The sequence below is a fragment of the Sphingomonas sp. G5 genome (assembly GCF_052660795.1).
On the sequence record NZ_CP109660.1, the window covers coordinates 1,372,954 to 1,385,330 of the forward strand.

The 12,377-nt window shown below is 61.4% G+C and carries 5 protein-coding genes and 3 rRNA genes; all 8 read left to right on the forward strand.

Translation table 11 applies throughout. The features are described from left to right. Positions 1-206: 206 nt before the first annotated feature. The 8 genes from rpsA to NE358_RS06720 all read left to right on the forward strand — a co-directional run bounded on the left by rpsA (position 207) and on the right by NE358_RS06720 (position 12,158). Positions 207-1,661 (forward strand): 30S ribosomal protein S1, encoded by a 1,455-nt coding sequence (gene rpsA, locus NE358_RS06685; protein WP_056227982.1) that lies wholly within the window; start codon positions 207-209, stop codon positions 1,659-1,661. A gap of 105 nt (positions 1,662-1,766) precedes the next feature. Continuing rightward, positions 1,767-1,940 carry a hypothetical protein gene (locus tag NE358_RS06690; protein ID WP_170210603.1) on the forward strand — a complete coding sequence of 58 codons (174 nt, stop codon included), beginning with the start codon at positions 1,767-1,769 and terminating at the stop codon, positions 1,938-1,940. Between the two features lie 595 nt (positions 1,941-2,535). Further along, a 16S ribosomal RNA gene (locus NE358_RS06695) occupies positions 2,536-4,055 on the forward strand. Between the two features lie 413 nt (positions 4,056-4,468). Beyond that, a 23S ribosomal RNA gene (locus tag NE358_RS06700) occupies positions 4,469-7,576 on the forward strand. Positions 7,577-7,678: 102 nt separating this feature from the next. Beyond that, positions 7,679-7,795: ribosomal RNA gene (gene rrf, locus NE358_RS06705) — 5S ribosomal RNA — on the forward strand. Together the 16S, 23S and 5S rRNA genes form the textbook arrangement of a ribosomal RNA operon. 158 nt (positions 7,796-7,953) lie before the next feature. Continuing rightward, positions 7,954-9,168, forward strand: a complete 1,215-nt coding sequence (locus NE358_RS06710; protein ID WP_289942432.1) for an MFS transporter — start codon at positions 7,954-7,956, stop codon at positions 9,166-9,168. A gap of 104 nt (positions 9,169-9,272) precedes the next feature. Then, positions 9,273-11,573 carry a maltose alpha-D-glucosyltransferase gene (gene treS / locus NE358_RS06715; RefSeq protein WP_218026373.1) on the forward strand — a complete coding sequence of 767 codons (2,301 nt, stop codon included), beginning with the start codon at positions 9,273-9,275 and terminating at the stop codon, positions 11,571-11,573. 33 nt (positions 11,574-11,606) lie between these two features. After that, complete coding sequence (locus NE358_RS06720; RefSeq protein ID WP_116240138.1) at positions 11,607-12,158, forward strand: GIY-YIG nuclease family protein; 552 nt, start codon at positions 11,607-11,609, stop codon at positions 12,156-12,158. Positions 12,159-12,377: the final 219 nt, after the last annotated feature.

The following is a 12,377-nucleotide window of genomic DNA, read 5'->3' on the forward strand; positions in this document are numbered from 1 at the left end:
CGGGAGGCCCGGTGCGTTAGACTGAGGTGTCACACCTGGGTTCTGCCTATCTGGCGAGCCCGTGGCATCGCACAAACAATCCGCTTCGCTTCGACTCGTGGTTGGAGTTCGCCCTCGGGCGGCCCCAGCCCGACGGCCCCCGGTCCTGGACCGACGGGTACAGGAGTCGGAGCCCGACACCACACCCAACTAGGACAACCCACTACATGACTACCGCAACGACCGCCCCGGCTACCAAGCAGGTCGCGATCAACGACATCGGCTCGGCCGAAGACTTCCTGGCCGCGGTCGAGAAGACGCTCAAGTTCTTCAACGACGGCGACCTCATCGAAGGCACCGTGGTGAAGATCGACCGCGACGAGGTCCTCCTCGACGTCGGTTACAAGACCGAGGGTGTCATCCCCTCCCGCGAGCTCTCGATCAAGCACGACGTCGACCCCAACGAGGTCGTCAACGTCGGCGACCACGTCGAGGCCCTCGTTCTCCAGAAGGAGGACAAGGAAGGCCGCCTCATCCTGTCCAAGAAGCGCGCTCAGTACGAGCGTGCGTGGGGCGACGTCGAGAAGATCAAGGAGAACGACGGTGTTGTCACCGGTTCCGTGATCGAGGTCGTCAAGGGTGGTCTCATCGTCGACATCGGCCTCCGCGGCTTCCTCCCGGCCTCGCTCATCGAGCTGCGCCGCGTCCGCGACCTCACGCCGTACCTCGGCCAGGAGATCGAGGCCAAGATCCTCGAGCTCGACAAGAACCGCAACAACGTCGTGCTGTCGCGCCGCGCCCTGCTCGAGCAGACGCAGTCCGAGTCGCGCACCACGTTCCTCAACAACCTCCACAAGGGCCAGGTCCGCAAGGGCACGGTCTCGTCGATCGTCAACTTCGGTGCGTTCGTCGACCTGGGCGGCGTCGACGGTCTCGTCCACGTCTCCGAGCTCTCCTGGAAGCACATCGAGCACGCCTCCGAGGTCGTCGAGGTGGGCCAGGAGGTCACCGTCGAGATCCTCGAGGTCGACCTCGACCGCGAGCGCGTGTCGCTCTCGCTCAAGGCGACGCAGGAAGACCCGTGGCAGGTGTTCGCCCGTACCCACGCGATCGGCCAGATCGCTCCGGGCAAGGTCACCAAGCTCGTTCCCTTCGGTGCGTTCGTCCGCGTGGCCGACGGCATCGAGGGCCTCGTGCACATCTCCGAGCTGTCGGGCAAGCACGTCGAGCTCGCCGAGCAGGTCGTGTCGGTCGGCGAAGAGGTATTCGTCAAGATCATCGACATCGACCTCGAGCGTCGCCGCATCTCGCTGTCGCTCAAGCAGGCCAACGAGTCGGTCGACCCCAACGGCACCGAGTTCGACCCGGCGCTGTACGGCATGGCCACCGAGTACGACGAGCGTGGCGAGTACAAGTACCCCGAGGGCTTCGACCCCGAGTCGGGTGCGTGGCTCGAGGGCTTCGACACTCAGCGCGAGGCCTGGGAGCAGGAGTACGCCGCTGCTCAGGGTCGCTGGGAAGCCCACAAGGCTGCCGTCGCCAAGGCCCTCGAGGCCGAGGCCGCCAACCCGACGGACGCTGGTTCGTTCGGTGGATCGTTCTCGTCCGAGACGCCCGCCCAGGGCACCCTCGCCGACGACGAGTCGCTGGCTGCGCTTCGCGAGAAGCTCTCCGGTCGCTGATCCGTCCCGCATCGAAGGCCGGTACCTCCTCGGAGGTGCCGGCCTTCGGTCGTTTCCGGGCGCAAGCCCTGGTGGGCAGGTGGTCAAGCAGGGCAGGATGAAGGCATGGCTTCTCGACTTCCGCTTCTGATCACCCTTGCCGGCGTGGCCGTGCTCTTCCTGTCGATCGCGTTCGTCTTCGCTCTGGTCATCGGAGCGATGTTCTTCGGCGGGATCGAGTTCACCGGGGGACACACGGATGCCATGACCTCGCCGTCGACGTGGACACTCGTCGCCTGACCGTCATACCGTTCCCGTCACTCGGCCCGGACGACCTCGAAGGTCGTGCCGGGCCGTCCGCGCTTCCGCGGGTTTCCACGTGTGCGGTCCGGCGACACGCCCGAGATGTGCCTGGATTCGACGGGTCGGTCGTTCCCGCGTAACTTATTACTTGTTCGCCCCACAGGGGAGAGCGGAGAGGCCGGAAGGCCCCGCATCGTCTCAAGTGGCGGACCACCCAAAACCTCATCGTTTCGGTGTATGGTTTTGGTTCTGGTCTTCGACCGGGTCTCACGACGCTGATCTTTCATAGGTCCCATGGTGAGAACCACAAGGTTCGAATGATCGAATAGGTAGTGAACTGCCTCACGGGTAGGTCGGGAGATCGTTTCTGTGGGTGCGTCCGTTCCTTGAGAACTCAACAGCGTGCACTTGTCAAATGCCAATTTATTCCTCGTCGGTCTGACTTTTGTTGGATTGCGAGAGATTCCTTTGGATCAAAGTCCAACCTTCTTTTGGGGGTTGGCGTGAAATTTCGTCAGTAATGATGTTTTTTCTTTGGTCAGTTTCGAACTCGCTGCGGCTGCCGTTTTCCCGGTGGTTGTTGCTTTTCTTTTTTATGGAGAGTTTGATCCTGGCTCAGGATGAACGCTGGCGGCGTGCTTAACACATGCAAGTCGAACGGTGAAGCCAAGCTTGCTTGGTGGATCAGTGGCGAACGGGTGAGTAACACGTGAGCAACCTGCCCTGGACTCTGGGATAAGCGCTGGAAACGGCGTCTAATACTGGATATGAGACGTGATCGCATGGTCGTGTTTGGAAAGATTTTTCGGTCTGGGATGGGCTCGCGGCCTATCAGCTTGTTGGTGAGGTAATGGCTCACCAAGGCGTCGACGGGTAGCCGGCCTGAGAGGGTGACCGGCCACACTGGGACTGAGACACGGCCCAGACTCCTACGGGAGGCAGCAGTGGGGAATATTGCACAATGGGCGGAAGCCTGATGCAGCAACGCCGCGTGAGGGATGACGGCCTTCGGGTTGTAAACCTCTTTTAGCAGGGAAGAAGCGAAAGTGACGGTACCTGCAGAAAAAGCGCCGGCTAACTACGTGCCAGCAGCCGCGGTAATACGTAGGGCGCAAGCGTTATCCGGAATTATTGGGCGTAAAGAGCTCGTAGGCGGTTTGTCGCGTCTGCTGTGAAATCCCGAGGCTCAACCTCGGGCCTGCAGTGGGTACGGGCAGACTAGAGTGCGGTAGGGGAGATTGGAATTCCTGGTGTAGCGGTGGAATGCGCAGATATCAGGAGGAACACCGATGGCGAAGGCAGATCTCTGGGCCGTAACTGACGCTGAGGAGCGAAAGGGTGGGGAGCAAACAGGCTTAGATACCCTGGTAGTCCACCCCGTAAACGTTGGGAACTAGTTGTGGGGACCATTCCACGGTTTCCGTGACGCAGCTAACGCATTAAGTTCCCCGCCTGGGGAGTACGGCCGCAAGGCTAAAACTCAAAGGAATTGACGGGGACCCGCACAAGCGGCGGAGCATGCGGATTAATTCGATGCAACGCGAAGAACCTTACCAAGGCTTGACATATACGAGAACGGGCCAGAAATGGTCAACTCTTTGGACACTCGTAAACAGGTGGTGCATGGTTGTCGTCAGCTCGTGTCGTGAGATGTTGGGTTAAGTCCCGCAACGAGCGCAACCCTCGTTCTATGTTGCCAGCACGTAATGGTGGGAACTCATGGGATACTGCCGGGGTCAACTCGGAGGAAGGTGGGGATGACGTCAAATCATCATGCCCCTTATGTCTTGGGCTTCACGCATGCTACAATGGCCGGTACAAAGGGCTGCAATACCGTGAGGTGGAGCGAATCCCAAAAGCCGTCTCAGTTCGGATTGTTCTCTGCAACTCGAGCTCATGAAGTCGGAGTCGCTAGTAATCGCAGATCAGCAACGCTGCGGTGAATACGTTCCCGGGTCTTGTACACACCGCCCGTCAAGTCATGAAAGTCGGTAACACCTGAAGCCGGTGGCCCAACCCTTGTGGAGGGAGCCGTCGAAGGTGGGATCGGTAATTAGGACTAAGTCGTAACAAGGTAGCCGTACCGGAAGGTGCGGCTGGATCACCTCCTTTCTAAGGAGCATCTGGCATTCGGGTTTCGGTTCGAGTGTCCAGGCGCCAGTTCAGCACCGAATGTGTGTTGCTGGTAGCTCATGGGTGGAACATTTGACTTGGTGTCAGGGATGATGTGTCCGGGTTTAGTACGTGGTTTGCCACTGGAACGATCTGGTTCGGAGTTGTTGATACATGCACGCTGTTGGGTCCTGAGGGGCCGGGCGCTGACGGGGGTCTGTGGATTCTTTGTTGGTGTTTGTTCCTCGAGGGCCTGTCTTGGCGCCGGTGTTTCGGTGGCTGGGGTGGGTACCGCCCGTACTTTGAGAACTACACAGTGGACGCGAGCATCTTCCATGCAACTCTTTTGGGTTGTGTGGTGAAGATGATCTTAAAGATCATTAGTCAATTTTTTGACGATTCAACTCATGTGATTTCAAGTCTTTAAGAGCAAACGGTGGATGCCTTGGCATCTGGAGCCGAAGAAGGACGTAGCAATCTGCGATAAGCCTCGGGGAACTGATAAGCGAGTTTTGATCCGAGGATGTCCGAATGGGGAAACCCCGCCAGGGCGCGTGCGTACCTGGTGACTCCCGCCTGAATATATAGGGCGGGTAGAGGGAACGTGGGGAAGTGAAACATCTCAGTACCCACAGGAAGAGAAAGCAAAAGCGATTCCGTAAGTAGTGGCGAGCGAAACCGGAAGAGGCTAAACCTAGCGTGTGTGATAGCCGGCAGGCGTTGCATGTTGGGGGTTGTGGGACTTTTCTGATTGTTCTGCCGAATGATCGACGTGACAAGAGGGTATAGACGAACGGTTTTGAACGGCCGGTCATAGAGGGTGCGAACCCCGTAGTCGAAATGCTTGTTCTTGGCGTGAAGAGTATCCCAAGTAGCACGGGGCCCGAGAAATCCCGTGTGAATCTGTCAGGACCACCTGATAAGCCTAAATACTCCCAGATGACCGATAGCGGACAAGTACCGTGAGGGAAAGGTGAAAAGTACCCCGGGAGGGAGTGAAATAGTACCTGAAACCGTTTGCTTACAAACCGTTGGAGCCTCCTTAGTAGGGGTGACAGCGTGCCTTTTGAAGAATGAGCCTGCGAGTTAGCGATACGTGGCGAGGTTAACCCGAGTGGGGTAGCCGTAGCGAAAGCGAGTCTGAATAGGGCGATTGAGTCGCGTGTCCTAGACCCGAAGCGAAGTGATCTATCCATGGCCAGGTTGAAGCGACGGTAAGACGTCGTGGAGGACCGAACCCACTTAGGTTGAAAACTGAGGGGATGAGCTGTGGATAGGGGTGAAAGGCCAATCAAACTTCGTGATAGCTGGTTCTCTCCGAAATGCATTTAGGTGCAGCGTTGCGTGTTTCTTGCCGGAGGTAGAGCTACTGGATGGCCGATGGGCCCTACAAGGTTACTGACGTCAGCCAAACTCCGAATGCCGGTAAGTGAGAGCGCAGCAGTGAGACTGTGGGGGATAAGCTTCATAGTCGAGAGGGAAACAACCCAGACCACCAACTAAGGTCCCTAAGCGCGTGCTAAGTGGGAAAGGATGTGGAGTTGCTTAGACAACCAGGAGGTTGGCTTAGAAGCAGCCACCCTTGAAAGAGTGCGTAATAGCTCACTGGTCAAGTGATTCCGCGCCGACAATGTAACGGGGCTCAAGCACGCCACCGAAGTTGTGGCATTGACATTTTGGTAGGCCTTCGTGGTCCAGCCGTGTTGATGGGTAGGAGAGCGTCGTGTGGCGAGTGAAGCGGCGGGGTGACCCAGCCGTGGACGCTACACGAGTGAGAATGCAGGCATGAGTAGCGAAAGACGTGTGAGAAACACGTCCTCCGAAAGACCAAGGGTTCCAGGGTCAAGCTAATCTTCCCTGGGTAAGTCGGGACCTAAGGCGAGGCCGACAGGCGTAGTCGATGGACAACGGGTTGATATTCCCGTACCGGCGAAGAACCGCCCCAGTCAATCCAGTGGTGCTAAGAGTCCTAGCTCACGCTTTAGCGGATCCCTTCGGGGTGAGGCGGGTGTGTGTGAACGCTCGACCCCATGCTGGTGCGGCTAGCGTATTAACAGGTGTGACGCAGGAAGGTAGCCCAAGCCAGGCGATGGTAGTCCTGGTGCAAGTGCGTAGGCCGACTCTTAGGCAAATCCGGGAGTCATTGAGGCTGAGACACGATGCGGATAAAAAGTGGGTGATCCTATGCTGCCGAGAAAAGCATCGACGCGAGGTTCTAGCTGCCCGTACCCCAAACCGACTCAGGTGGTCAGGTAGAGAATACCAAGGAGATCGAGAGAATCGTGGTTAAGGAACTCGGCAAAATGCCCCCGTAACTTCGGGAGAAGGGGCCATCCACTTATTAGGACTTGCTCCGAAAGGGTGTGGTGGCCGCAGAGACTAGTGGGTAGCGACTGTTTACTAAAAACACAGGTCCGTGCCAAGTCGCAAGACGATGTATACGGACTGACGCCTGCCCGGTGCTGGAAGGTTAAGAGGACCGGTTAGCCGCAAGGCGAAGCTGAGAATTTAAGCCCCAGTAAACGGCGGTGGTAACTATAACCATCCTAAGGTAGCGAAATTCCTTGTCGGGTAAGTTCCGACCTGCACGAATGGCGTAACGACTTCCCAACTGTCTCAACCGCGAACTCGGCGAAATTGCATTACGAGTAAAGATGCTCGTTACGCGCAGCAGGACGGAAAGACCCCGTGACCTTTACTACAGCTTGGTATTGGTGTTCGGTGTGGCTTGTGTAGGATAGGTGGGAGACGGTGAAGCATTCACGCCAGTGAGTGTGGAGTCATTGTTGAAATACCACTCTGGTCACTCTGGATATCTAACTTAGGACCGTGATCCGGTTCAGGGACAGTGCCTGGTGGGTAGTTTAACTGGGGCGGTTGCCTCCCAAAATGTAACGGAGGCGCCCAAAGGTTCCCTCAACCTGGTTGGCAATCAGGTGGCGAGTGTAAGTGCACAAGGGAGCTTGACTGTGAGACTGACAGGTCGAGCAGGGACGAAAGTCGGGACTAGTGATCCGGCAGTGGCTTGTGGAAGCGCTGTCGCTCAACGGATAAAAGGTACCTCGGGGATAACAGGCTGATCTTGCCCAAGAGTCCATATCGACGGCATGGTTTGGCACCTCGATGTCGGCTCGTCGCATCCTGGGGCTGGAGTAGGTCCCAAGGGTTGGGCTGTTCGCCCATTAAAGCGGTACGCGAGCTGGGTTTAGAACGTCGTGAGACAGTTCGGTCCCTATCCGCTGCGCGCGTAGGAAGTTTGAGAGGATCTGACCCTAGTACGAGAGGACCGGGTTGGACGAACCTCTGGTGTGTCAGTTGTTCCGCCAGGAGCACCGCTGATTAGCTACGTTCGGGATGGATAACCGCTGAAAGCATCTAAGCGGGAAGCCGGCCTCAAGATGAGACTTCCATACCATTTATGGTGAGAGGCTCCCAGCCAGACTACTGGGTTGATAGGCCGGATGTGGAAGCGTAGTAATACGTGAAGCTGACCGGTACTAATAAGCCGATGACTTGATAACACACCTGTTTTTGGTGCTTGCGTCCACTGAGTGGTTCTCGATGTACGGTCGGGAACTCAACAATGATGATGTCGTTGTTGGTTTGTGAAACATCAATAGTGTTTCGGCGGCCATAGCGAGAGGGAAACGCCCGGTTACATTCCGAACCCGGAAGCTAAGCCTCTCAGCGCCGATGGTACTGCAGGGGGGACCCTGTGGGAGAGTAGGACACCGCCGGACTTCTTTTCAGTCGAAATGGCCACCCAAAGTTGGGTGGCCATTTCGCATTTACGGGCACTTCCCCGGGTGCCGACGCGCTGTTGCGTCCCGTCCCCTGCCCAGGACGACACCCACCACCGCCTCGTCGTACCCGCGACCGGGCCGATAAAATCGCGGATGTGAGCGACTTCTCCGGACACCTACCCGGGAGTCGCGAATACCGGCTCCTGTTGATCGGGCTCTTCTTCGGTGGGGTGGCGACGTTCGCCCAGCTGTATGCGACGCAGGCAGTGCTCCCGTCGATCGCCGTCGATGTCGGTTCCGGCCCCGCCGGTGCTGCTCTGACGGTGTCGGCATCCACTCTCGGTCTCGCAGCCGCGGTCATTCCGTGGTCGCTCGTGGCAGATCGGATCGGACGTGTACCGGCGATGGCGATCGGTGTCATCGCGGCGACCCTGCTCGGCGCCGTCACGCCGTTCGCGCACGACCTCGGCGTGCTGCTGGCGCTGAGATTGGTGGAAGGCGTCGCCCTCGGCGCGGTGCCCGCGGTCGCTCTTGCGTACCTCAGCGAGGAGGTATCGCCGCGGTTCGTCGCGGCCGCCGCGGGCTCATACATCGCAGGCACGACAGTGGGAGGTCTCTCGGGCCGTGTCGCCTCGGGCTTGATCTCCGAGTTCGCCGGGTGGCGGTGGGGGGTGGCATCCGTCGTACTTCTCTGTGTCGTGGCGGCGGCGGTGTTCCTGACGTTGGTGCCAGCCGCACGGGGCTTCGTTCCCGAGCGATCGCGCGCCGGAAAGGGGGTGACGGTCCGTCGTCGACTCGGTCTCAACCTGAGATCGACCGTGCAGCTCGCTCTCTATGCTCAGGCTTTCCTCTTGATGGGGGCCTTCGTCGCCGTCTACAACTATCTGGGCTTCCACCTGGCGGAGCCGCCGTTCTCTCTGGCGCCGGCCGTCGTGACGCTGCTGTTCTTGGCCTACCTGGCGGGGACGGTCTCTTCCCCTCGAGCAGGGGCTCTCGCCGTGAGATACGGGCGGCTTCCGCTTCTTCTGGCCGGTATCGCGATGATGGCGGTCGGCGTGGGCGCCATGCTGCTTCCCTCGGTGGCGGCCGTGATCGCCGGACTCCTCGCGTTCACCGCGGGCTTCTTCGCGGCGCACGCGGTCGCATCGGGGTGGACGCCGGTGGCGGCGGATGCGGAAGCGCGGGCTCAGGCGTCCTCCCTCTACTACTTGGGGTACTACGCGGGCTCGAGCCTGTTCGGATGGGCGCTCGGTCTCGTCTTCGCCTCGGCGGGATGGGTGGTATTCCTCTCGGCGGTCCTCGGGATGTGCGTGCTCGCGCTGCTGATCGCCGCGGTGGCTCTGCGTTCGGCGCCCGCCGGCGCACGGTGAGGCGGCGCGGCGTATCTATCGGCACTCGGCGGGTCGAGGTCAATGGCCGGGGTCGATGTCGGCGTAAGAGACTACCGTCGAAGAAGACGTGAAGGAGGCTGGGAGTGGACGACGCCGATGAGCGCGCTGTGATGGACGACGAGATGGTCGACGCCGGTCGGAGCGAAGGGGAACCGATCGACGCGGACGAGGTGATCGAAAACGCGACGGAGATCAGCTACGACGAGCAGCGGTACCCGGCGCGGCCGCGGCGGCTGCGACCGCGTGACCAGTTCCGCGGCGGAACGCTGCGGCGCTTTCTGACGGACCCTCGCAACGCGAACGGCGGCAACCCGTCGTACGTGGAGTGGCTCGTTCGGCAGTCGATGCTCAAAGATGCCGACGTGCTGAGCCGCCAGCTGTCGGGGCAGCCGTCGATGTGGCGGAATCCCTATGCGCGGCCCGACGCGCGTCGGGCGATCGAGTCCACCGACGTCTGGTTCACGGCGTATCCCATCTCGTTGATCACGCGACCGGGGGAGTCCTTCCTGGAGGCTCTCGGAGACGAGGCCCTCTGGGATGCCTTCGAGTGGGTGGGGATCAACGGCATCCACACCGGGCCCGTGAAGCGCGCGGGCGGCATCACCGGGTGGCAGGAGACGCCGAGCGTCGACGGTCACTTCGACCGCATCAGCACGCAGATCGATCCCGAGTTCGGCGACGAGAACGCGTTCCGCCGTGTCGCGGACGTCGCGGAGTCGCACGGTGGCAGCGTGATCGACGACATCGTCCCCGGCCACACCGGCAAGGGTGCGGACTTCCGTCTCGCCGAGATGGCGTACAAGGACTACCCCGGCATCTACCACATGGTCGAGATCCCGCGTGAGGACTGGGGCCTGCTGCCTGACGTGCCCGCGGGCCGCGACTCGGTCAATCTCGACGCAGAGACCGAACGCGAACTCAGCGCGCGTGGCTACATCATCGGTGAGCTGCAGCGCGTCATCTTCTACACCCCCGGTGTGAAGGAGACGAACTGGAGCACCACGGCACCGGTCGTCGGTACCGACGGTCTCGAACGGCGCTGGGTGTACCTGCACTACTTCAAGGAGGGCCAGCCCTCGATCAATTGGCTCGACCCCACGTTCGCGGGGATGCGGCTGGTGATCGGCGATGCGCTGCACTCGCTCGGTGACCTCGGCACGAGCGCGCTGCGCCTCGATGCCAACGGCTTCCTCGGGGTCGAGAAGAGTGCGGAGGGCCTGCCGGCATGGTCGGAGGGGCATCCCCTCTCGCACGCGGCGAACCACATCATCGCGGGCATGGTGCGCAAGGTGGGAGGCTTCACCTTCCAGGAGCTGAACCTGACGATGGAGGACATCCGCGACACGAGCGCGGTGGGCGCCGATCTGTCCTACGACTTCGTGACGCGCCCCGGCTACCACCACGCCCTGGCTACGGCGAATACCGAGTTCCTTCGACTCGCGCTCACGACCGCTCTCGATACCGGGGTCGAGCCCGTGCAACTGGTCCACGGCATGCAGAACCACGACGAGCTGACCTATGAGCTCGTGCACTGGGCGACGACGCACCGCGACACGGCCTATCCCTTCCGTCATCAGGAGCACACCGGTGGAGAGATCGCCGAGATCGTGCGGGCCGAACTGACCGAGAAGCTCACGGTCGACGCCGACTACAACCTCGTCTTCACCCAGAACGGCATCGCGTGCACTTCCGCATCCCTCATCGCCGCGACGCAAGGCAAGGCGACGCTCGATGACATCACCGACGAGGACATCCCCGCGATCCGCGACGCGCACCTGCTGCTCGCGAAGTACAACTCCTGGCAGCCGGGTGTCTTCGCTCTGTCGGGGTGGGATCTGACGGGTTCGCTCACGCTGCCCGCGGACGACGTGCGGCACCTCATCTCGAGCGGCGACACCCGCTGGATCGAGCGCGGAGCGCACGACCTGCTCGATGTGGCGCCCGAGGCGTCGTCGTCGATATCGGGGGTGCCGCGGGCGCGGGCGCTCTACGGCTCGCTCGGTCAGCAGCGGGAGGACCCGGAGTCGTTCCTCTCGGGGCTGAAGGAAATCCTGCGGATTCGCGGCGACCACGGCATCGCGATCGCCTCGCAGGTCGACATCCCGCAGGTCGGTCACCCCAGCATGCTCGTGATGGTCCACCGTCTCGACGGGGGCGACCGACGCGACGAGGGGGCTCCGCTGCAGATCACGGTGCTGAACTTCTCGGGCGAGACGATCGAGGGCACCGTGAGGTCCGAGTGGCTCGTTCCCCAGAGCACGGCCATCGACGCCGCCACGGGCGAGCCCGTCGGACGCGTGGACGAGCTGCAGAGCTTCTCACTCGAGCTCGGCCCGTACGCAGGTCTGTTCCTCGTATTGGAGGCACCGGTCGTCGAGGACTGAGACGATGTCGGGGGCGGGGCGTAGCGTGAGCGCATGCCCGCCCTCGACTGCCTCGTGCCGGATTGTCTCGAGCTCGCAGAGGCGCTCGCGCCGGTTGCGCTGTGCGCGTGGCACCTGTCCGTCAGCGCCGATTGGGTGGCGTCGCATGAGGGGGCGACCGACGTCCTGCCGACGCCGTGCCGACTCTGCGGGTCGCGCCTGGGGGTGCGGTGGCCGAGCGGATGGTTGTGCGCGGTGTGCGAGTGGCGGCACGGCGAGGCCGTGGACGGTGAGCTCCCGCCCCCGCGCGTGGACGTGGTCTACTACGTGAGATTCGACGACCGCATCAAGATCGGAACCACCGCGAACCCCCGTCGGCGGTTGACGGCGATCTGGCACGATGAGCTCCTCGCGTTCGAACCCGGAGACCGGCTGGTGGAGCGGCGCCGGCACGCTCTCTTCGCCGAAGAGCGTCTCGGCAGAACCGAATGGTTCCGCAGAAGCCCGGTGCTCGACGCGCACGTGGCTGAGCTCGCGGCGGGCGTCGACGACCCGTGGGCGCTGTACGCCCGGTGGACGAGCGCGGCGGTGGCGCTGCGGGGATGACCGATGGCAGTCGCCCCATCGCGTCCGAGCGGCGTCTGGGCCGGTCTATTCCGCCTGCTCGACGGCCCCCGCACGCCTCTGGTCGTTCCGAGCACCCGGCCCGATCGTTCGGGCAGGCGACCCGAGAATCGACATCATGGGCTTGTCCGAGGCCGACCCGGAACGTTCGATGGCGGAGTCGCCGATGCGCGCGCCATGGAGACCGGAGGCGGCGACGTC